Below are 21,694 nucleotides of genomic sequence, written 5' to 3'. Positions count from 1 at the left end.
GAGAATAAAAATGGTAAAGAAAAATAAAAAAGATACTGTAGTTTTTTTTGATACAACTTTAAGAGACGGAGAACAATCACCGGGAGCAAGTTTGACTTTCCAGGAAAAGTTATTGGTTGCACAACAACTTGCCGCTATGAATGTGGATATTATAGAAGCCGGTTTTCCTGTATCAAGTCAGGGTGATTTTGAGTCGGTAAAATCAATAGCACAACAAGTTAAAGGTCCTGTGATTTGCGGTCTTTCAAGAGCAAATACAAAAGATATTACAACTTGTTGGAATGCAATAAAATATTCCAAAAAACCGAGAATTCATACGTTTATTGCAACATCGGATTTACATATAGAAAAGAAGTTACAAAAAACAAGACAACAGGTCTTCGATATGGCTGTTAATGCCGTAAAATTGGCAAAAAGTTTTTGTGATGATGTTGAATTTTCCGCAGAAGATGCAAGCAGAAGTGATGTTGATTATTTGTGCTCGATAGTGGAAGCGGTTATTGAGGCCGGTGCAACAACGGTAAATATTCCTGATACCGTAGGTTATGCACTTCCGTCGGAATTCGGTAAATTAATAGCAACAATTAAACAAAGAGTAAAAAATATAGAAAAGGCAGTTATAAGCGTTCATTGTCATAACGATTTGGGTTTGGGTGTTGCAAATTCTCTTGCTGCAATAGAAAACGGTGCAAGACAAATAGAATGTACGGTTAACGGTATTGGAGAAAGAGCAGGTAATGCCGCAATAGAAGAAATTGTAATGGCAATAAAAACAAAACCTATGTTCTATCCTGTAAATTATAATATCAAGACAAAAGAAATTTATAAATCGAGTAAGTTGGTTTCAAATTTAACGGGAATTACCGTTCAGCCCAACAAAGCAATTGTCGGTATAAATGCTTTTGCTCATGAATCCGGTATTCATCAGGACGGAATGTTAAAAGATAAGAGAACTTACGAAATTATGTCTCCGCAGGATGTCGGAGTTCCGGAAAGCCTTTTGGTTTTAGGAAAACATTCCGGCAGACATGCTTTCTTTAAGAGATTAAAAGATTTGGGATACAGCAAATTACAACCGGAAGTTATGGAACAATTATTTGAAAAGTTTAAACTTTTGGCAGATAAGAAAAAATGTGTGTTCGATGATGATATAAATTCGTTGGTTGAACAATCCGTTTCCGGAGTTAAAGAAGTTTATACAATAGATTATGTAAATGTTACTTCCGGTGTCGGAGTAATTCCTACAGCAACAATAAGACTTATAAAGACTGTTAAAAATAAAAAAGAAGTTATACAGGAAGCGGCCTGCGGTTCGGGGCCGGTGGACGCAGCATACAAAGCAATAGATAAAATTACAGGCATAACTGTGGATTTGGAAGACTATACTTTAAGAGCAATTTCAAGCGGTGAAGATGCACAAGGTGAAGTAAATGTTAAAGTAAAATATAACGGGGCTAAATACATAGGTAAAGGTATGTCTACCGATATCGTTGAGGCAAGTATAAATGCTTATGTTCATGCCGTAAACAAAATAGTTATAATGCAATTCGGAGGAAAGAAATAAAATGGGTCAAACAATAACAGAGAAAATATTGGCTGCTCATTGCGGTAAAAAAGTTGTGGTTCCGGGCGAATTTATAGAGCCTAAAGTTGATATATCGTTATCGAACGATGTTACTGCACCTCTTGCGATAAAAGAATATTTGAAGACAGGCAAAAAACATGTTTTCGATAAAAATAAAATAGCTCTTGTTATGGATCATTTTACCCCGAATAAGGATATAAAATCTGCAGAAAATGTTAAGTTTGTCAGAGAATTTGCTAAAAAAGAGAAAATAAAACATTACTATGAAGGCGGTAATGTAGGTATAGAACATGCTTTACTTCCCGAAAAAGGAATAGTTGTTCCGGGAGATATTGTTATAGGCGCGGATTCTCATACATGCACTTACGGAGCACTCGGAGCATTTTCAACGGGTGTAGGTTCGACCGATATCGGTGCTTCTCTTGCTACAGGTAAAGTATGGTTAAAGGTTCCTCAAACAATAAAGTTTGTTTATAAAGGTAAATTGAATAAGTTTGTCAGCGGTAAAGATTTGATTCTTTACACAATAGGTAAAATCGGTGTTGACGGTGCATTATATCAAACAATGGAATTTACCGGCGAGACGGTAAAAAAATTAAAGATGGCGGACAGACTTACAATGGCTAACATGGCTATTGAAGCAGGCGGAAAATCCGGAATTTTCCCTGTAGATAAAATTACATTGGATTATGTTTCAAAAAGAGCTTTAAGAAAATTTAAAGTTTATGAAAGTGATAAAGATGCAAAATATGCAAATGTTATTGAGATAGATTGTTCAAAAATATATCCTCAAGTATCGTTACCGTTTTTACCGGAAAATGCAAAAGCCGCAAAATCCGTGAAAAAAACTTATATAGATCAAGTTGTTATAGGTTCTTGTACAAACGGAAGAATTGAAGATTTAAGAGTTGCGGCTGCAATTTTAAAAGGTAAAAAAGTTAACAGCAATGTCAGAACAATTATTATACCTGCAACACCTCAAGTTTATGCGGATGCTTTAAAAGAAGGTTTAATGAAAATATTTATAGAAGCGGGTGCAATAATTTCCGCTCCTACATGCGGACCTTGCTTGGGCGGACATATGGGAGTTCTTGCAAACGGAGAAAAATGTGTTTCGACGACAAACAGAAATTTTGTAGGCAGAATGGGAAATACAAAGTCCGAACTCTTTTTGGCAAGTCCGGCTGTGGCTGCAGCATCTGCAATTAAAGGATATATTGCAGATCCTACGACAATAAAATAGTTGTTTTATCGGAGGTAAATTATGGGATTAGGATTTTCTGAAATAGTTGTAATTCTTATAGTAATAGTAATTTTGTTTTTCGGTGCAAAAAAAATTCCGGAATTGGTAAAAGCAATAGCAAGAGCCGGTCACGAATATAAAAAAGCAAAAGAAATGTTAAAAAAAGAATCCGATGAAATAGCAAAAGCGGAATCCGGTGACACAACTGCGCAAAAGCAACAATCTGCGGATATAAAGTCGGAAGAGAAAACAGATAAGTAAATTAAATGGCGGATTTAGATCAGGAATCTTTAACTTATCATTTGTCCGAATTAAGAAAAACAATCATTTCAATAGTTGTTTGTTTATTTGTTTTGTTTCCTATAGGTTATTTTTTAGCTCCATATTGTATCGATTGGTTGGTACGGTGGAGCTTTCCTGTTGATAATGCACAATTGAACTTTTTCTCTCCGATGGAAGTTTTTATTCTAAATTTAAAAATAGGTTTTGTTATTGCTCTTATATTGGGTTTTCCTTATATAATTTATAAAATATGGCAATTTTTGTTGCCTGCATTATACGATAAAGAAAAAAAATTTGTAAAAACGGCAGTGTTTTGTTCAACATTTCTTTTTGTTTTAGGTGCGGCGATGTGTGTTGGATTCGTGTTACCGTTAATAATAAAATTTTCTATGAGTTTTGCAACCGAACAAATTAAACCTATATTGGGAATAAACAATTTTGTAGTTCTTTCCGGTTGGCTTATGTTGGCTTTCGGTTTAATGTTTCAATTCCCTATAGCAATATACTTTTTGGTTAGGTTTGATATTGTATCCTTGGAGAGTTTAAAAAATAAAAGACCTTATATTGTAGTAATACTTCTTATTATTGCGGCTATTCTTACTCCGCCGGATGTAGTTTCTCAAATTTTATTGTTTATACCTACTTATCTTTTGTTTGAATTGGGACTTTTTTTTGCAAAGTTTCCGAAACAAAAATAATTGCTTTTAATCTTTAAACTTTAATACAAAAATAGTAAAATATTAGCCATAAAATATTAGGATTTTATTATGTTAAAAGTTATAGCCGGAACTGCAAGAGGCAGACAACTCAAAACATTACCGAAAGAGGATTTTTCAATCAGACCGATGCTCGGTATGATGAAAAAATCGGTGTTTGATATTATTACACCTGTATTGCCCGACAGTTTATTCCTTGATTTATATGCCGGTGTGGGTTCGGTGGGTATAGAAGCTCTTTCTAGAGGAGCAAAGAGAGTAGTTTTTGCCGAAATAAGCGATAAATCGATAGCACTTGTAAAATATAATTTGAAAATGCTCGGATTTGAAGATAAAGCCGACATTGTAAAATGTGATGTCGTAAAAGGATTTCCGAAATTTCAAAATAAATACGATATTATTTTTATGGGACCGCCTTATAAAGACGGCGACAAAAAAGCTTTGGCTTTAACATATCCCACATTGAAAAATGTTGTTTTGTTTTCTATGCTTAAAGAGAACGGAATAGTTATTTCTCAAAGACATATGAAAGAACCTGTAGGGGATGTTGCGGGATTAAATAATTACAGAACGGAAAAGTACGGCGATACCGTTGTTGCTTTTTATAGGATGATATAACAGTGAGAGATAATTCTTTTAAAATCAGTTATTCGAGAATAAATACATATTTGTTCTGTCCGCACAAATATAAATTGATATATTTGGAAAATAAATATATTCCTTTAAACGGAGATATTTCTTTCGGAAACTCGGTTCACAAGACTTTAGATGATTTTTATAAGAAAGGTAAATATTCTTTTGAAGATTTAACAGATAGCTTAAATACGTGTTGGGAAAGCAGCGGTTATGAAACGAATCAGGAAGCATATGTTGCTTATTTGAGAGCCCGGGATGTTTTAAAAAACTTTTGGGATACTTACGGAAAATATCCTCCTAAAAAAATATCTACCGAACATAATTTTAAGTCGGAAATAGGAAAGTATCCGTTTATAGGAATAATAGACAGGATAGATGAATATGAAGATGGTACAAGAGAACTTGTAGATTATAAAACACATAAAATTATATGGGAACAGGAAAAAGTAGATAATGACTTACAATTAAGTTTGTATTGTTATGCTTGTAAAGTCGCACTCGGATTTATTCCCGACAGAATAGCAATATACTTTTTGTCTCACAATAAAAAAATATATACGACAAGAAACGAAGAACAAATAAATAATGCAATAAAACTTTCCGTTGAGGTTGCGGGAAAAATTAACAGCAATGAATTCGAACCAAATAAAGATAAGTGTGCTTATTGTGATTTTAAATACTCTTGTAAATATAGTTCTCTAAAAACAAAAGATGACGATTTTAAAGTAACAATTGCGGATCTTATATAAGGAGATAATTTTATGAAATTTATTTTGTTTTTAATAATGATGTTGTTTAGTGTACCTTGTTTTTGTCAGGACGAAGCTTTTCAGGAAGAATTTATAGATTTTGAACCGAAGACGGAAAAAATACAAGAAACCGAAACTGTTGACGAGGATAATATAACAGAGAATGAAACAGAGGTTGAAGAACAATTAAAAAAAGAAAACGAATTAAATATTCTCAAAGAACAAAATAAAAAAGATTTGGCAAAATTACAAAGACAGTTTGATTCCGAAGAAGACGGTATAAAAAGAATAGAAATCGAAAATCAAATTAAGGCAAAAAAAATAGAATACAAAGCAAAAGAATATATGCTTGATTGGACGGATATTTCGGAGGATATGTCCATTCAAAAAATATTAAAAGAGGCAATAAAAACAAAAAAAGAGACGGCAAACTTATTGGATGAGTATGAGTCTTTGTTGGAAGCCGATAACGAAAGATTTTTGGAAAGTGATACAGGGTTAGATCTTTTACGATATGATACTTCAGATGAGCGGGAAGAAATAAATATCGGTGGCAGCAAACATAAAGAGTTGTCTTTGATGTCGGAAGCAATGACCCCGTATATTGAAAGATTAAAAATTTTTCAAAAAAATTATTTCAGAAGCGAAGGTAATGAAAGGGCAAAAGTTGTTTCTTTAAGTAAAGTTAATAACAAATACATGATAGTGAAAATAATTTATACCGGAGAAGTGACGGCAGTATATAACTTAAAATACGATTGTTCGAATATGAGTAAAGAAAATATTAATGCAACCAATAAGGTCGGTTTAAAAGTGAGTCCTCAATTTTCCGTAGGACAAAACAATAACGGAACTTTATCAAAAGTGTTAACGGGCTTTTATGTAAGAAACACAAATATAAATGAAGGTAAAATTATAAAAATTTCGGCAATTTTAGATGAAATTTCGGAGATTGCAAGATATAAAAAAATATTCAAACAGTATAATACAGATAAATAATAACCATGAGAAAATATATTTGGGGGAACAGATGAATGATGTTACTGTAATAAAATTCGGCGGAAGTTTAACAAAAAATAAAGATGCTCAAAAAAAGTTTATAAAAGAGTTGGCGGAAATTTCAAAAAATAGCAATATAATTCTTGTTCACGGCGGTGGACCGGAGATAAACAATCTTCTTTCAAGGCTGAATATAGAATCAAAATTCGTTAACGGTTTAAGATATACCGACGAACAAACTTTAGAAGCTGTGGAAATGGCTTTGAGCGGGAAAGTAAATAAAATGCTTACGGCAGAACTTATAAAATGCGGAGTAAAAGCTGTAGGAATATCGGCAAGAGACGGTTCTATTGCCGTTTGTGATGTTAAGAAAGAATTGGGATTTGTCGGTGAACCTGTAAAAATAGATATAAGTTTAATAGAAACTTTGATAAACGGCGGATTTTTCCCTGTTATATCTTCCGTAGGCATGGCGGAAGATACGCATGCTTTAAATATAAATGCCGATACTCTGGCAACAAATATAGCAATAGCTTTTAAAGCGGCAAAGCTTATTTTTTTAACCGATGTTGCCGGTGTTCTCGATAAAAACAAGCAGACCATAAAAGAAATAAAAATAAATGAAGTTGATAACCTTATAAAAACGGAAGTTATTACCGGCGGAATGATACCGAAAATAAACAGTTGTAAGCAGGCTGTTGAGAAAGGCGTTAAAGAAGTTTTAATTATTGATGGTATAAGCGGTATAAAACAACTTAACGGAACAGTTATAAAAAATTAATAAAAATGATATAATATTTTAGTTATGATAGATTTACATACACATACATTATTTTCGGATGGGGTTTTGTTACCGAGTGAATTGGTGTATAGAGCAAAGTTTAAAGGATATAAGACTATTGCTTTAACCGATCATGTCGACTACTCGACGTATGATTATGTTATTCCCAGAATTATAAAAGTATCAGAAATATTACAGGGACAATACGATATTCGGGTAATACCGGGTGTAGAGATAACTTATGTTCCTCCGAAACTTATAAAAGATATGGCTTCAAAGTGTAAAGATTTAGGAGCAAAAATTATTGTTGTTCACGGTGAAACGACAGCCGAAACGGTTCCTCCTTTAACAAATCATTATGCTGTGCAAGCCGGTATAGATATTCTTGCACACCCCGGACATATAACGAAAGAAGATGTTTTACTTGCAAAAGAGAATAATGTTTGTTTGGAAATTACCACAAGGTGCGGACATAATGCAACAAACAAAGAAGTCGCATCCTTGGCTTTGGAATGCGGGGCAAAACTTGTTTTAAATACCGATTCTCATGAACCGGAAAATTTGATGGATAAAACAAAAATAGAAAATACTCTCAAACAATCGTGTTTGGATTTGGAATATTTTAATATTATGCAACAAAATTCCTATGATATTGTTGCTTTAAAAAGTAGAGGATAAAAATGGAAATGGAAAAACAGGAAAATGCGGCAATAGTTGAACTTATTAAATGGATAAAAAGAAACAAAAAACCTTTCTTTTCTACATTGATTAGTGTAATTGTAGTAGCTTTGATAATAGTTTTTGTTTATGTAAGAATACAAATGGTGAATACCGCAGCATCGGATAAGTTGGATATGGCTACAAAAATAATTGCTTCAGGGAATTTGGATCAAGGACTTTCTTTGATAGATGATGTAATAAATACATACGGCAATACTCCCGCGGCATACAGAGCTATTATAATAAAAGCAAGCAATTTGATATTTCAAAAAAAATATGACGAAGCTGAAGCAAATTTAAAAACTTATATAGAAAAGGCAAAACCGGATACCGTAAAACCGATAGGATATCCGTTGTTGATTTCGGTTTATGACAATAATGATAATGTTGAAAAGGCAATTTCCGTTTCAAAAGAATTTTTATCAAAATATCCGGATAATTATTTGGCGGCTTCGGTAATGGAAAATATGGCAAGACTATATGCTTTATCCGGAAAAGAAGAAGAAGCAAAACAAACATATAAAGATATCACGGAAAAGTTTCCGGGAACGATTTATTCGGAAAGAGCAAACGATAAGTTAAAGTAGTTTTGGAGCTTATAATGAAAAAAGTTTACTTGGCGTTTTTATGGCATCAACATCAACCGATATATAAAAATCCGTTAAACAATGTTTATGAATTGCCTTGGGTAAGACTTCATGCAACAAAAGATTATTACGATATGATTGCCATTTTGGATAATTATCCGAGAGTAAAAGCAAATATAAATTTGGTTCCTTCGTTGTTGGTTCAACTTGAAGAATATTCAAAAGGAATAGCAAAAGATAAATTTTTGGAATTAACATTAAAACCCGTTTTGGAATTGTCCGATGATGAAAAAGTTTTTATCTTGATGAACTTTTTTATGGCAAATTGGGAAACAATGATTTTTCCTTATAACAGATATCATCAGTTGCTGGAAAAAAGAGGAAAACAAACAAGTGAAGCCGATGTTAGAAGAATATTAAATTATTTTAAAAATGAAGATATCAGAGATTTACAGGTATGGTTTAATTTGTCATGGTTTGATCCTTATTGGAGACAACATGATGAATTTATAAATTCTCTTTATATAAAAGGAAGAGATTTTACCGAGGACGAAAAGCATAAATTAATAGATAAACAGCTTGAAATTTGCGGAAAAATAGTTCAAAAACATAAAGAGTTGCAAGATAGAGGACAGATAGAAGTTTCCGTTACACCATTTTATCATCCGATAATGCCGTTGTTGTGTGATACGAATAATGCTTTGGATGCAACCCCCAATATAGTTTTACCTAAAAAAAGATTTTCTCATAAAGAAGATGCTGTATGGCATGTTCAATCTGCCGTTAATTATTATGAAAAAATATTCGGAAGGAAACCGACCGGGATGTGGCCGTCGGAAGGTTCCGTTTGTGATGAAGTAGTAAAGATTGTTTCCGAAAACGGAATAAAATGGATTGCAACGGATGAAGCTATATTGAGCGGAAGCTACAAAAGAGTTTGTGAAAACAGAAGATATTTGTTCAGACCTTATAATGTGAATGTCGAAGGTAAAAATGTAAATATGATTTTTAGAGATCACGGCTTATCCGATTCTATTGGATTTGTTTATTCAAAATGGAATCCTGATGATGCCGTAAAAGATTTTATAACGAAAATAAAAAATATAGGCGATTATGCCGGTCAAGAATATGATGCTCCTTTAGTGTCTGTTATTCTCGACGGAGAAAATTGTTGGGAATATTACAAAAACGACGGATGGGATTTTTTATCAAAGTTATACGATGCATTAAACAAAGATAATGAGATAGAAACAGTAACGATAACCGATTATTTGAACAGATTTCCTCCGAGAGATACAATTACACATTTGATGGCGGGGTCTTGGATAAACGGGAATTTCGGAATTTGGATAGGTCATAACGAAGATAATACTTCTTGGCAATATGTCGGACAAACAAGAGATTTTATAGTTGAATATACGAAAAATCATCCTGATTTTGCGGGAAGTGAACTTGAAAAAAAAGTTTGGCAAATTTTGTATGCTGCGGAAGGTTCCGATTGGAATTGGTGGTATGGCGACGATCATTCTTCCGGTAATGACGGAATGTTCGATTTATTATTTAGGCAACATTTGATGGCAATATATTCGTTACTTAATGAAAAAATTCCCGATTATTTGTATAAGGCCATAAAAGGCCAGCAGCACATGTCAAATAATCGTAACAGTAATTTTATGATGCCGACTTCGCTTATATCTCCTTCAATAGACGGGGAGATAACAAATTATTTTGAGTGGAAAAGATCCGGAGTATATGTTGTCGGGCATACCGGTGGTTCCATGCACCAGGTTGCAACAACTATAAAATCATTTAATTTCGGTTTCGATTTGGAGAATATATATTTGGCCTTGGATTTAAATATTGAACAAAATTCAAAGGAGATAGAAAATTTTAATTTTAATATTAATTTCTTGGAACCTGTAAAAACAAAGGTTTCTTTTAAGTTCGATATTAATCATAATGTAGTTGAATTTATTTCTTTTTATGAGAATACCAATGAAACAAGAACTTTATCGCTTGATGATATAAAATTTAAATCTATAATAGAATTAAAAATTCCTCTTAATATTTTGAATTTACCTGAAATTTACAAAAATATGGAATTTACTCTCAGTGTTGATAAAGACAGCATGGAAGTTGAAAGATGGCCGTATCAATCTTCAGTTATTATACCTAAACCTACCAAAAATTTTAATATTCTGTCTTGGACAGTGTAAAAATCGCAGAAGCGATTTGATGCATGGATGTATAGATGCACGGAGTAACAGAAATTATGAAATTGCAGAACAATAGAATATCAAAGTAACAAAGTAGGTAATAAGATAGTCTAAGAATTATATTAGGGGAAAAAAATAAAATGGTAACAAAAGAGATAAAAGTAAACAATACTGTATTTAAAGGTGTGGAATTGCCATTATGTAATAATGCAAATTTATTGGTTATTACCGGAGAAAAGGGTTATATTATGTGCGGATATTTGAATATAAATACTGCACAAAAAAGAAATGATGTTGCTTGTATCGTTACGGGTGTGAAAACAATAGAAGATATGCTTAATTCAAAAGTTGTGGCACTTACCGCACAAGCACAAAAACTCGGAATAAGTATGAACATGGAAGTAAAGAAAGTACTTGAAGTATTGGCTAAATGAAATTATTAAAATTTTATTGATAACAAATTACACATAGCAAACAAGGAGTAAAAAATGTCAGAAAGTATTGATATTAAAAGTTTAAATGAAAAAGTAAAACAGCAATCGTTGGCTGTTGTAAGTTTGTTAAGTGAAGTTTCTAAGGTTATAGTAGGACAAAGTTATATTCTTGAAAGAATGTTGGTAGGTTTATTGTCGGACGGACATATTTTGTTGGAAGGTGTTCCGGGACTTGCAAAAACTTTAGCGGTTAACACTATGGCAAAAGCCGTTTCCGGAGATTTTAAAAGAGTTCAATTTACTCCGGATTTATTGCCTTCGGATTTAACGGGAACTTTAATATATGATTCAAATAAAGGGGATTTTAATGTAAAAAAAGGTCCTATTTTTTCAAACTTCATATTGGCGGATGAAATAAACAGAGCTCCCGCAAAAGTGCAAAGCGCTTTTTTGGAAGCTATGCAGGAAAGGCAAGTTACTATAGGAGACATAACATATCCATTGCCTGATCCGTTTTTAGTTTTAGCTACACAAAATCCTATAGAACAGGAAGGAACTTATCCGTTGGCTGAAGCTCAGGTTGACAGGTTTATGCTTAAATTAAAATTGGATTATCCTACAGAGCAAGAAGAAAGAGCAATTTTAGACAGATATTCCACAAGAAAAAAAATAGAAGTAAATTCTGTTATAACATTGAAAGATTTAGAAGAAGCAAAAAAAGCTGTTGATGAAATATATGTTGACGATAAAGTTAAAAATTATATAGTTGATATTGTTATTGCCACAAGAAAACCGGAAAAATACGGACTTGAAAATTTAAGAAGTCTTATAGCTTTCGGTGCATCTCCCAGAGCAACGATAAACTTGAACAGAGCGGGAAAAGCATTAGCATTTTTAAAGGGAAGAGGTTTTGTTACACCGGAAGATATTAAAGATATAGGTCCCGATGTTTTAAGACACAGAGTACTTACAACTTACGATGCTGATGCTCAAGAACTTACAAGTGATGATATTATAAAACAAATTTTTGACGGAGTTGAAGTTCCGTAGAATTTACTTTTGATATTTTAATTCGGAGATAAGAAATTGTTAAATTCGGATATTTTGTCAAAAATAAAAAAAATAGAGCTTAGATCGAAAAAACTTGTAGATGATGTTTTTTCCGGAAAGTATCATAGCGTTTTTAAAGGACAGGGGTTAGAGTTTAGTGAAGTAAGAGAATATGTTCCGGGTGATGATGTAAGAAGAATTTCGTGGAATGTTACAGCCAGGAGAAATAAACCTTACATAAAAAAATATGATGAAGAAAGAGAACAAACGGTTATGTTTGTTGTTGATTTGAGTGCTTCGGGACAATTTGGCAGTAAGAATATTGTAAAAAATGATTTGATTGCCGAACTTACGGCGGTTCTTGCTTTTTCGGCTCTTAAAAACAGCGACAGAGCAGGACTTCTTACTTTTACTGATATTGTCGAACAATATATAAAACCGAAGAAGAATAAAAAACATATATTAAGGCTTATAGATATAATTTTGAGCTATAAACCGCAAAACAAAAAAACGAATATTGAAAATGCATTAAAATCTTTAAACAGATTATGCAAAAGAAAGGCATTAGTTTTTTTAATATCTGATTTCTATGATGAAAATTTTGACAGGATGTTGAAAGTTACGGCAAAAAAACATGATTTAGTGTGCATAAAAGTTTCAGATCCTAAAGAGCAGGAAATTCCTAAAAAAGGATTGTTTAGATTACAAGATGCAGAGACAGGTTTAGTGACGGATATAGATTTTTCGTCAAGAATTGTCAGAGAAGAATATTATAAAAATTTAAAGTTACACGAAAAATATTTGGACGATACTTTTAAAACGGCAAAAACGGATGTAATGAATATATATACGGATAAGCCTTATATATCGGAATTGATAAAATTTTTTAAGTCCAGACAAGAAAAAGCATTGAAACATTATTAAATATAATATTGGAGGTAGTATGAAAAAATTTGTTGCATTTATTACGGTAGTACTTTTATTCGGTTCTATTCATGTTGCGGCTGCGGTAGTTAACGAAAATGAGAAAAATGCCGATGCACAGTATGAAATAGGTATGAAATACCTTGAAGGTAACGGTGTCGGTCAAAATTATGTGCAGGCATATAATTGGTTTAAGAAGGCTGCTCTTCAAGGTCATGCTCAAGCTCAATATGAGTTGGCTGGTTTGTGTGCAAGCGGTTCGGGAAATGTTCATCAAACCGATAAAGAAGCTTTTAAATGGTATCAAAAAGCTTCGGAACAGGGTGTAGGTGAAGCAAAATTTTATCTCGGAGAAATGTATGAAAATGCAAGAGCAACGGCAAAAGATGATGCAAAAGCTTTGAAATATTATGAAGAGTCCGCTTCATACGGATATTATGAAGCTCAATATTATCTCGGGAATCTTTGTTATGAAGGAAGATTGGTAGAAAAAGATTATGAAAAAGCTTTTAAGTGGTATCTTAAAGCTGCGGAACAAGGTGATAAAAGAGCTCAATTTTCTTTAGCCGAAATGTATAAAAAAGGAGAAGGTGTTTCTAAAAATGAAGAAAAAGCTCTTCAATATTATAAAGAATCCGCAAATCAGGGATATGCTAAAGCGGAAAATGAGTTGGGAAGTTATTATTATGACAGAGAAAATTATAAAGCTGCATTAAAATGGTATGACGAGGCGGCAAATCAAGGAAATGCCGATGCCGAATATGCTTTGGGACTTATTTATTACAGAGGAGAAACCGGTAAAATTGATTTTGCAGCTTCATTGGAATATTTCAGAAGAGCAATGGTTAACGGAAATGAAGATGCTCTTTATATGTTAGGAGAGATGTATTATAACGGTTATGAAGTAGAAAAAGATTATAAAGAAGCAATGGATTACTATAAAGAGTATAACAGATTAAAAAAAGATTCCGATACCCAATATATGATCGGTCATATGTATGAAGAAGGTGAAGGTGTAGCAAAAGATATTAACGAAGCCACAAAGTGGTTTAAATTATCTGCCGCTCAGGGCAATGAACAAGCTATATCAAAATTAAAAGAATATAATGTTGCTGTTCCGGAAGTTGCTGCTTCGGCACAATCAGTAAAAGATAATGAAAAAAATGAAGAACAAAAGATAGTAAACGAAGTAAATAAGTCTACACAGACGGTTAACAATAAAGCCGAACAAGGCGAAGCACCTAAATTTGTTGCCGGAATAACGGAAACTTCTCAATTGGAACAAAATAAAATTGAAGAAAACAAAGAAACAACCAAGAAAAATAAAAAAGATAAAAAGAATCAAAAAAACGGATTTGTCAATGAAAATATAAATGAACAAACAGGAAATAAACCTGTAACAACAGATGTAAATATTTCTTCGGAAACAATGAAAGCCGTTGTAAGTGACAATAATGAAGTTGCAAATAACAACGTTAAAAATGAAGTAAACAATATAAAAGAAGATGCGGATGCTGCCGTTGAAACAGTATCTTCGGATGTAAATACTTCTTCTCAAACAGTTGTTGCCGCCGTAAAAGATAATGTCGAAAATGCCGAAGCCGAAGTTAAAGAAAAAGCTGAAAACGATAAGGAAAAGGTAAAATCTGCGGAAAAACAAGCAAAAGAACAGGCAAAAGCCGAAAAAGAAAAGATAAAAGCTGCCGAAAAAGAGGCTAAAGAAAAAGCTAAAGCGGCAGAAAAAGAAGCTAAAGCTCAAGCAAAAGCAGTAGAAAAAGCTGCTAAAGAAAAGGAAAAATCTATAGAAAAACAAGCAAAAGAAAAAGCAAAAGCCGAAGCAAAAGTTGAGCAGGAAAAAGTGAAAGCTGCGGAAAAACAAGCAAATGAGCAAGCAAGAACTCAAGCAAAAGCCGAAATTGAAAAAATAAGAGCCGAGGAAAAAGCCGAAAACGAAAAAGCAAAAGCTCATGCAAAAGCGGAGATAGAGAAGTTAAAAACAATACAAAAACAAAAAGAAGATGCCGCTAAAGCAGAAACAAAAAGGCTTCTCGCAGAGAAAAAAATAGCAGATAAACAGGCCGCAAAAGAAGATGCAAAAAAAATTAAAGACACGGTAAAAAATGCAGAAAATAAAATGAAGGCTCAAATAAAAGCAGAAAAAGAACAGGCTGCCCGGGAACTTGAAGCTATAGAAAAATCAAAAACAGCTGAACAAATAAAAGCCGAAGAAGAAAAAATGAAAGCTGAAATGGCTGCAAGAGAAAAGATGTCAAAAGAAGAGATAAAAAAACTTGAAGCGGAAGAGAAAGCTGCCGCAAAAAAACTTAAAGCAGAGAAAAAAGCAGCTGAAAAATTAGCGGCTAAAGAAGAAGCCAGAAGAATTGCGGAAGCAAAAAAAGAAGCTGAAAAGAATATAACGGATCAAATAAAAGCAGAAAGAAAATTGGAGTCGCAAAAAGAAGAAGAAAGAATTAAAGGCATAGAAAAAGAAGCGATAGGTGCGGCATTGACTGAGTTTAAAGCAGAGGAAGCAAAGATAAAAGCCGCCGAAAAGGAAGTAAATGTTAAAGCAAAAGCTAAAGCAAATGCCGAAATAGAAAAAGTAAAATTAGCAGAAAAACAGGCAAATGACAAAGCAAGAGCTCAGGCAAAAGCGGAACAAGATAAAATAAAAGCTGCTCAGGCAGAAAAAGAAAAAGCATTGAAAGAAGAATTGAAAAAAACTGAAACAGAGGGAACAAAACAAGAAAGTAAATAAGAACAACAACAATAGTTCGGTTTGTTTCTTGTAATTAACGGTAAATGTTTTTATATAAAAAAGCATTAACAGCAGTAATATTATTTATATCGGTTGTCGGATTATATGCATTTGAACAAACTTTATCACCGCAACAGGATATCACTGTCGGTGATAAAGTTGTTCTTAATATAAGAGCCGAAGGGTTAACCGTTGATTCTTTGGATAAAGAAAAATTATCGGAAGCGAATTTCGGTGATTTTGAATTGTTGGATATTCAGCCTGCACAAGACGGAAGTGTCGATTTTCTTTTATCTGTTTATAAATCCGGAAAAGTAGAATTATTATCCGTTGAAATCCCATACACTTATATCGATCAAAAAAAATTCGTAAAAACAAATGCTTTACCTGTAGAGGTAAAAAGTGTTTTGGATCCCAAAAATCCGCCTATGGATATATTGGGTATAAAAGGCATTGTTAATTTTCATCATGGATTACTGTGGTATTTGTCCTTTTTGATAATATTAATAATTTTAAGCTTGATAATATATTTTATTTACAAGTACATTAAAAAAAGAAACAGAAAACCTACACAAGAAGAAATAATACAATCTGTTCCGCCCAAAGAATATGCATTAAAACAATTGGATGAATTAATTGCCCTTAATTTAATAGAAAAGGGGAATATAAAAGAATATTACGATAAACTTTCCGATATTATAAGATTTTATGTGTCAAGAACTTATTGTGTCGACGGGATGGAAAAAACAACAACTGAACTTTATTCAATGTTAAAAAATAAAATTACGCCCGAACAAAACAGGGAATTAAAAAATTATTTGATAAATTGTGATTTTGTTAAGTTTGCAAAACTTATACCTTCTAAAGAAGATATAAAAAATGATTTTGATACCGCAAAAGGTTTTGTGGAAAAACTATGAGATTTTTGTATGTTTATTTATTATCCTTAATTCCTATAATACTGATATTTTTTTTATTAAAGGAAAAATATTATTCTAAACCTTTATTGAAGTTTTCTTCACTGTCTTTTTTCGGAAATAAAAGAAGTTTTAGAACTAAGTTTTTAATAATTCCGGAAATTTTGATATTGATAGGAATATTTTTTATAATAGCTGCCCTTGCAAGGCCGCAAAGTTCTTCAAAATATGAAACTTTCCAAGCAAACGGAATAGATATAATGCTTGTTATGGATACATCTACCAGTATGGAAGCAGTGGATCCTACGGTTAATATTTCAAGAATACAAAATGCAAAAGACAGAGCAAAAGAGTTTATTTTAAAGAGAGTAAACGATAGAATGGGAATAGTTGTTTTCAGTTCTTTGGCTTTTACTCAGTGTCCTTTGACACTGGACAAAGATGCTTTGGTAAATTTTGTTGATTTAATAAATACACGAATAACAAAAGCAGACGGAACCGCTATCGGAGATGCACTGGCAACGGCAGTTAACAGATTATCCAAGGTTGAAAGTAAAAGTAAAATTGTTGTTTTGTTGACCGACGGTGCAAATAACAGAGGAGAGATTAGTCCTATGACTGCGGCACAACTTGCAAAAGATAATAATATAAAAGTTTATACCGTAGGTGTCGGAAGTGAAAGAGATTATTATGAAATAGAAGATTTATTTTGGGGAAAAAGAAAAGTGCAGGCACAAGGAAACGATTTAGACGAAAATTTACTGAAAGAAATTGCGGCAAAAACGGACGGTGAATATTTTTCCGCACAAACTTCAAAAGATTTGTACAAAGCTTTTTCCGGTATAGATAATCTTGAGAAAACTACGGTTGAACATACGAAATCCGTAAATTATAACGAACAATTTATGAAATTCTTGTTTCCCGGTTTTTGGATTTTGATAATGGGTTTTTTATTAAAAATTACAATCTTAAAAAGGTTGCCGTAACAAATGTTTGAAAATGTAAATAATTTATTACTCTTAACGGTGGTTTTGGCTATAACGATAATATTTTTGTTTTCATTTAAGTTGTCGAGAAAGACAATAAACGAATTTACAAATTCTTCGTTGTGGAACAAAATGTTAACGGTTGATTTTTTTAAAGTCTTTTTGAAAAATATTTTTTTTATATTGGCTTTGATATTTATCGTTATTTCTCTTGCAAGACCTAAATGGGGCTTAAAACAAGTCGAAGCTAAATCTTTGTCAAGCGATATAGTTGTTGCCATAGATGTATCTAAAAGTATGTTGGCACAAGATTTGAAACCCGACAGACTTACAAGAGCCAAAATTATTTTTAAAGATTTAACGGAAAGATTAAAAGGTCAAAGGATAGGTTTGATTGCTTTTGCAGGGCAAGCATATTGGCAGTGTCCTTTAACTTCGGATGTAAAAGCTTTTGAAATGTTTTTATCTTTATTGGATACCGATACTGTTCCTTTTTACGGAACAAATATTTCGGCACCTATAGATTTGGCTTGCGAAAGCTTGAAGAAGGTTCCTTCAAATGCAAAAGCTCTTGTTATCATTACCGACGGTGAAAGTTTTGACGGAGATTTAAAAAGTTCTTTGGAAGAGGCAAAGGAAAGTCAAACAAAAATATTTTGTGTAGGTATAGGAACAGAAAAAGGAGAACCTATTCCTACTTATGAAAACGGACAATTTAAAGAATATTTAAAAGATGACAAAGGTAAAACCGTTGTAACTAAACTCGATTCTTCTACTTTGGAACAAATTGCATTAGCTACCGGCGGAAGATATTATAATATGAACCAAGATCAGTCTCTTAATAATCTTGTTTCAGTGTTGAACAAGCTTGATAAAATAGAAGGAACGGCAAATATATTCAATAATTTGGAAGACAGATATTATTACTTTTTAGCAGTATCACTGATATTTTTGTTGTTGTATTTGTTTATACCTGCAACCAAACGGCAGAAGGTTGGAAGAACGGAAGATTGGGAGAAAAAATGAAAAAAGCATTAATTTTAATTTTTATATTGTTTTTGTTTCCCATGGTTTCTTATGCAAACGAAAATATGGTGAAGGGTAATAAACAATATAAAAAAAATAATTTTGATAAGGCTATAGAATATTATGAGAAGGCAAAAGCTACAGATACCGATAATGCCATGATTAATTATAATTTAGCAAATGCCTACTATAGTAAAGGCGAGTATGATAAAGCAATGGAAAACTATAAAGTTGTGTTAAACAATACAAACGATAATGTACTAAAAAGTGCAACATTATATAATATGGGAAATACGGCATACAGAAATCAGGATAGAGATTTAGCACTTGAATATTATAAGAATTGCTTAAAAATAAATAGTTCCGATATGGCGGCAAAACATAATATAGAATTTTTACAACAAGAACAACAGCAAAACAAAGATAAAAATAAAGATAATAAAAACGATGAGAACAAAGATAATAAACAACAAGATAATAAAAATAAAGATAATCAGGATAATAAAGATAAACAAAATCAGGATAAGGATAAAAAGAATAATCAACAGGATAAAAATGATAATCGGGAACAGAATAAAGATAATCAAAAAGATCAAGATAAGAAAAATAATGAACAACAAAATAAAGATAATAAAAAAGATGAAAAAAAACAAAATCCCAATCAACATCTTTTGGATTATTTCGATAAACAGGATAAACAAAATCTTGATAATGCAAAAGATGGCGGAACAGTACAAAAAATAGGAAGAAGCGGAAAATCATGGTAAAAAGTATGAATATAAAAAAATTAATTACTATTATAATGTTTTGTTTTTTTACGACTGTTATTTATGCAAATAAAATTGAAATGTATTCGTCTGTAAATAAAACTTCCGTTGCATTAAACGAAACTTTGCAACTCACGATTTCAATAACGGGAGATTCAAAAAGTTTACCGTATTTTTCATCTCCTACTTTGAAAGATTTTAATACGTACGGTTCTTCTCAGTCTAAAAGTATGTCAATAATTAACGGACAAATAACAAACACCGTAAGTTATATATATACATTAAGTCCAAAAAAAGAGGGGGAATATGAAATTCCTTCTTTTAAACTTGATTATGACGGACAGACTTATGAAACCGAACCAATAAAAATATCGGTGTCAAAGGCACAAACCGTAAGTTCCGTGTCCGTTCAAAATACACAAATACCGCAACAAAAACAATCTTCTCAGGTTTATAATTTCGATACATCAAAAGCCGTTTTTGTAGAATCAAAAGTTGATAAAAAAACAGCATATATTAACGAAAAAATAATTTACACTTTTTCTTTATATACTTCCGTTAATTTATTATCTAATCCTTCTTATCAGGCACCGAGTTTTATAGGCTTTTTTACCGGTAATACAACACAAAATAATTATAGAACACAAATTAACGGCAGAAACTATGTCGTAACGGAAGTTTCAACGGAGTTATATCCTCAGCAAGAAGGAAATATTAAAATAGATAAGTCTATGTTGGCTGTGTCCATAGAAGATTTTTCGAAAAATTATGACGACTTTTTTGCCAGTTTTTTCAGAAGAAGCAAAACTGTTGAGTTGGTAACCGATGAAATAAATGTAAAAGTTTTGAAAGTTCCTCAAAATATAAGTATGGTCGGTAATTTTAAAATGTCGGCAACGGTTGATAAAAAAGATAAAAAAGAAAACGAACCGTTTGATTTGAAAATAACAATATCCGGAGACGGTAATATAAAAACAATACAAGAACCGGAGATAATGCTTTCCGATAATTTAAAAAAATATGAAACATCCGAAAAAATAATAAAACAAGGTGAAAAAGAGACAGGAAAAGAATTCACGACTTTAATAATGCCTTTAAGTGCCGGTGAGGGTGAAATTAAAATTTTATCTCAGAAATATTTTGATATGCAGACAAAACAAATAAAAATTTTACCCGCAAAAAATATTAAAGTGAAAATTTTAGAAGATTTATCCGTTAAAAAAAGTTCCGATACAATAAATAATAATATGATACAAAGTAAAGAAATACTTGATTACGGAAACACAAATAATCAGCCTAATATAAATTTGTCGTTTTTTATTAAAGTATATAATTTTATAAAAAGACCTGTTTTATGGATTATTTTAGGCTCTTTGATAATATTGTATATTTTGATAATATTGATTATTAAATATGTCGATTATGTAAACAAAGATCAACAAAAATTAAAGAATAAAAAAGCATACAGAAAGTCAAAAAAATATTTTCAAAAAGCTAAAAAAACTAAAAATGCGACTGAGTTTTATGAGTGTATGTATAAAGGTTTATTGGAATATTTTGCTTCTGTTGTGGGACAATCCGCAGACGGTTTGACAGCTTACAAAATAAGAAAAGAATTGGAAGAAAAGGCGGTTAATTCCGAATTAATCAAACAGATAGAAAATATTATAGATGAATGCTCTGTTGTATTGTATTCCCAAAATTCAACTAATAACAATGAAAATCTAAAAGATTTTTATAATAAAACATTTGATGTTTTAAAAAAGTTAGATATATAAAGTTTCTTACAGGAACAAAAAAAGCAGATGACATTTTTTATCATCTGCTTTTTTTTGTTTTATTATATGATTAAAAATCCGTATTTTGAGGCTGCTCTTGATTCGATCTTGGTCCTTGTCTCGGTCTTTGTCTTCTTTCCGGTCTTTGCGGTTGCTGTCTCTGCTGTCTTTGTTGCTGAAAGTTCGGAACATCTCTTCCTTCTTGTTGCTCTCCTTGTAATTGCGGTCTTTGTCTTGCTCCTTGTCTCCCGTCTGCAAATCTGTCTTGAGGATTAAACCCGGAAGAACCGTTCAAAGGCGGTCTTTGATACATAGGCTGTTTGTTAGATGAAGATCCGTTACCTCCTATAAAAGTTCCAAACAATAAACCGAGTAAAAAACATATCAAAGAACAAGCTACTATAATTAATATCGTTTTTTTGTCAAGTTGATTGATGTTAAAAGCCTGTTCCTTATTTGCCTGAGATGTTTCTTGTTGAGATTGAGTTTGTTCTTGTAAGTTTTCTTCCATAAACAATATCTCCTTTAATTATTTCATTT

The 21,694-nt window shown here is 32.1% G+C and carries 21 protein-coding genes; 20 read left to right on the top strand and 1 reads right to left on the bottom strand.

Annotated features, from left to right (window positions below; all coding sequences use genetic code 11):
• Nucleotides 1-10: 10 nt before the first annotated feature.
• The 20 genes from B2Y85_RS03590 (at nt 11) to B2Y85_RS03495 (ending at nt 21,154) form a co-directional block, all read left to right on the top strand.
• The gene (locus B2Y85_RS03590) at nt 11-1,564 is read left to right on the top strand and encodes a 2-isopropylmalate synthase (RefSeq protein ID WP_372519109.1); all 1,554 of its coding nucleotides are present in this window, start codon (nt 11-13) and stop codon (nt 1,562-1,564) included.
• Between the two features lies 1 nt (nt 1,565).
• The gene (leuC, locus tag B2Y85_RS03585) at nt 1,566-2,828 is read left to right on the top strand and encodes a 3-isopropylmalate dehydratase large subunit (protein ID WP_372519108.1); all 1,263 of its coding nucleotides are present in this window, start codon (nt 1,566-1,568) and stop codon (nt 2,826-2,828) included.
• Nucleotides 2,829-2,849: 21 nt separating this feature from the next.
• Nucleotides 2,850-3,089, top strand: a complete 240-nt coding sequence (locus B2Y85_RS03580) for a Sec-independent protein translocase subunit TatA/TatB (protein ID WP_372519107.1) — start codon at nt 2,850-2,852, stop codon at nt 3,087-3,089.
• Between the two features lie 5 nt (nt 3,090-3,094).
• Nucleotides 3,095-3,808, top strand: coding sequence for a twin-arginine translocase subunit TatC (tatC, locus tag B2Y85_RS03575; protein ID WP_372519106.1), 714 nt, complete (start codon nt 3,095-3,097; stop codon nt 3,806-3,808).
• Between the two features lie 69 nt (nt 3,809-3,877).
• Entirely contained in the window at nt 3,878-4,444 is a 567-nt protein-coding gene (locus tag B2Y85_RS03570) for an RsmD family RNA methyltransferase (protein ID WP_372519105.1), read from the top strand.
• Between the two features lie 2 nt (nt 4,445-4,446).
• Nucleotides 4,447-5,211: a RecB family exonuclease gene (locus tag B2Y85_RS03565; RefSeq protein ID WP_372519104.1), complete on the top strand. Its 765-nt coding sequence runs from the start codon at nt 4,447-4,449 to the stop codon at nt 5,209-5,211.
• Nucleotides 5,212-5,223: 12 nt separating this feature from the next.
• The gene (locus tag B2Y85_RS03560) at nt 5,224-6,210 is read left to right on the top strand and encodes a hypothetical protein (protein WP_372519103.1); all 987 of its coding nucleotides are present in this window, start codon (nt 5,224-5,226) and stop codon (nt 6,208-6,210) included.
• 31 nt (nt 6,211-6,241) lie between these two features.
• Nucleotides 6,242-6,991: an acetylglutamate kinase gene (gene argB / locus B2Y85_RS03555; protein WP_372519102.1), complete on the top strand. Its 750-nt coding sequence runs from the start codon at nt 6,242-6,244 to the stop codon at nt 6,989-6,991.
• 24 nt (nt 6,992-7,015) lie between these two features.
• Nucleotides 7,016-7,669 (top strand): histidinol phosphate phosphatase domain-containing protein, encoded by a 654-nt coding sequence (locus tag B2Y85_RS03550; RefSeq protein WP_372519101.1) that lies wholly within the window; start codon nt 7,016-7,018, stop codon nt 7,667-7,669.
• Between the two features lie 2 nt (nt 7,670-7,671).
• Nucleotides 7,672-8,298, top strand: coding sequence for a YfgM family protein (locus B2Y85_RS03545; RefSeq protein ID WP_372519100.1), 627 nt, complete (start codon nt 7,672-7,674; stop codon nt 8,296-8,298).
• Between the two features lie 14 nt (nt 8,299-8,312).
• Nucleotides 8,313-10,514, top strand: a complete 2,202-nt coding sequence (locus B2Y85_RS03540) for a glycoside hydrolase (RefSeq protein ID WP_372519099.1) — start codon at nt 8,313-8,315, stop codon at nt 10,512-10,514.
• A 140-nt stretch (nt 10,515-10,654) separates the two neighbouring features.
• Nucleotides 10,655-10,948: a YunC family protein gene (locus B2Y85_RS03535; RefSeq protein ID WP_372519098.1), complete on the top strand. Its 294-nt coding sequence runs from the start codon at nt 10,655-10,657 to the stop codon at nt 10,946-10,948.
• 54 nt (nt 10,949-11,002) lie between these two features.
• A complete protein-coding gene (locus B2Y85_RS03530) occupies nt 11,003-11,998 on the top strand; it encodes an AAA family ATPase (RefSeq protein WP_372519097.1) in 996 nt (331 codons plus the stop codon).
• A 36-nt stretch (nt 11,999-12,034) separates the two neighbouring features.
• Nucleotides 12,035-12,922, top strand: a complete 888-nt coding sequence (locus B2Y85_RS03525) for a DUF58 domain-containing protein (protein ID WP_372519096.1) — start codon at nt 12,035-12,037, stop codon at nt 12,920-12,922.
• Nucleotides 12,923-12,941: 19 nt separating this feature from the next.
• On the top strand, nt 12,942-15,680 hold the full coding sequence (locus B2Y85_RS03520; protein ID WP_372519095.1) for a hypothetical protein: 2,739 nt from the start codon (nt 12,942-12,944) through the stop codon (nt 15,678-15,680).
• Between the two features lie 44 nt (nt 15,681-15,724).
• Entirely contained in the window at nt 15,725-16,600 is an 876-nt protein-coding gene (locus B2Y85_RS03515) for a hypothetical protein (protein WP_372519094.1), read from the top strand.
• Complete coding sequence (locus B2Y85_RS03510; RefSeq protein WP_372519093.1) at nt 16,597-17,583, top strand: VWA domain-containing protein; 987 nt, start codon at nt 16,597-16,599, stop codon at nt 17,581-17,583. The genes B2Y85_RS03515 and B2Y85_RS03510 overlap by 4 nt, the downstream gene beginning before the upstream one ends.
• Before the next feature lie 3 nt (nt 17,584-17,586).
• On the top strand, nt 17,587-18,609 hold the full coding sequence (locus B2Y85_RS03505) for a vWA domain-containing protein (protein ID WP_372519092.1): 1,023 nt from the start codon (nt 17,587-17,589) through the stop codon (nt 18,607-18,609).
• A complete protein-coding gene (locus B2Y85_RS03500; RefSeq protein WP_372519091.1) occupies nt 18,606-19,376 on the top strand; it encodes a tetratricopeptide repeat protein in 771 nt (256 codons plus the stop codon). Before B2Y85_RS03505 ends, B2Y85_RS03500 begins: the two co-directional genes overlap by 4 nt.
• Before the next feature lie 5 nt (nt 19,377-19,381).
• Nucleotides 19,382-21,154 carry a BatD family protein gene (locus B2Y85_RS03495; RefSeq protein ID WP_372519090.1) on the top strand — a complete coding sequence of 591 codons (1,773 nt, stop codon included), beginning with the start codon at nt 19,382-19,384 and terminating at the stop codon, nt 21,152-21,154.
• Nucleotides 21,155-21,224: 70 nt separating this feature from the next.
• On the opposite strand, the gene B2Y85_RS03490 is transcribed toward B2Y85_RS03495, so the two are convergent.
• On the bottom strand, nt 21,225-21,665 hold the full coding sequence (locus B2Y85_RS03490) for a hypothetical protein (protein ID WP_372519089.1): 441 nt from the start codon (nt 21,663-21,665) through the stop codon (nt 21,225-21,227).
• Nucleotides 21,666-21,694: the final 29 nt, after the last annotated feature.

This window comes from Candidatus Ruminimicrobiellum ovillum, from assembly GCF_002392975.1.
Taxonomy (GTDB): domain Bacteria; phylum Elusimicrobiota; class Endomicrobiia; order Endomicrobiales; family Endomicrobiaceae; genus Ruminimicrobiellum; species Ruminimicrobiellum ovillum.
The sequence above is the reverse complement of the archived record's forward strand: the minus strand, read 5'-3'. Positions and strand labels throughout refer to the sequence as shown.

Excerpts from the sequence above, each read along its gene's own strand:
- B2Y85_RS03550 (WP_372519101.1), top strand. The coding sequence starts at position 7,016 with ATGATAGATTTACATACACATACATTATTTTCGGATGGGGTTTTGTTA.
- B2Y85_RS03515 (WP_372519094.1), top strand. The coding sequence starts at position 15,725 with ATGTTTTTATATAAAAAAGCATTAACAGCAGTAATATTATTTATATCG.
- B2Y85_RS03510 (WP_372519093.1), top strand. The coding sequence starts at position 16,597 with ATGAGATTTTTGTATGTTTATTTATTATCCTTAATTCCTATAATACTG.
- B2Y85_RS03535 (WP_372519098.1), top strand. The coding sequence starts at position 10,655 with ATGGTAACAAAAGAGATAAAAGTAAACAATACTGTATTTAAAGGTGTG.
- B2Y85_RS03490 (WP_372519089.1), bottom strand. The coding sequence starts at position 21,665 with ATGGAAGAAAACTTACAAGAACAAACTCAATCTCAACAAGAAACATCT.
- B2Y85_RS03580 (WP_372519107.1), top strand. The coding sequence starts at position 2,850 with ATGGGATTAGGATTTTCTGAAATAGTTGTAATTCTTATAGTAATAGTA.
- B2Y85_RS03570 (WP_372519105.1), top strand. The coding sequence starts at position 3,878 with ATGTTAAAAGTTATAGCCGGAACTGCAAGAGGCAGACAACTCAAAACA.
- leuC (WP_372519108.1), top strand. The coding sequence starts at position 1,566 with ATGGGTCAAACAATAACAGAGAAAATATTGGCTGCTCATTGCGGTAAA.
- B2Y85_RS03505 (WP_372519092.1), top strand. The coding sequence starts at position 17,587 with ATGTTTGAAAATGTAAATAATTTATTACTCTTAACGGTGGTTTTGGCT.
- B2Y85_RS03590 (WP_372519109.1), top strand. The coding sequence starts at position 11 with ATGGTAAAGAAAAATAAAAAAGATACTGTAGTTTTTTTTGATACAACT.
- B2Y85_RS03560 (WP_372519103.1), top strand. The coding sequence starts at position 5,224 with ATGAAATTTATTTTGTTTTTAATAATGATGTTGTTTAGTGTACCTTGT.
- B2Y85_RS03545 (WP_372519100.1), top strand. The coding sequence starts at position 7,672 with ATGGAAATGGAAAAACAGGAAAATGCGGCAATAGTTGAACTTATTAAA.
- B2Y85_RS03540 (WP_372519099.1), top strand. The coding sequence starts at position 8,313 with ATGAAAAAAGTTTACTTGGCGTTTTTATGGCATCAACATCAACCGATA.
- B2Y85_RS03500 (WP_372519091.1), top strand. The coding sequence starts at position 18,606 with ATGAAAAAAGCATTAATTTTAATTTTTATATTGTTTTTGTTTCCCATG.
- B2Y85_RS03495 (WP_372519090.1), top strand. The coding sequence starts at position 19,382 with ATGAATATAAAAAAATTAATTACTATTATAATGTTTTGTTTTTTTACG.
- B2Y85_RS03520 (WP_372519095.1), top strand. The coding sequence starts at position 12,942 with ATGAAAAAATTTGTTGCATTTATTACGGTAGTACTTTTATTCGGTTCT.
- tatC (WP_372519106.1), top strand. The coding sequence starts at position 3,095 with ATGGCGGATTTAGATCAGGAATCTTTAACTTATCATTTGTCCGAATTA.
- B2Y85_RS03530 (WP_372519097.1), top strand. The coding sequence starts at position 11,003 with ATGTCAGAAAGTATTGATATTAAAAGTTTAAATGAAAAAGTAAAACAG.
- argB (WP_372519102.1), top strand. The coding sequence starts at position 6,242 with ATGAATGATGTTACTGTAATAAAATTCGGCGGAAGTTTAACAAAAAAT.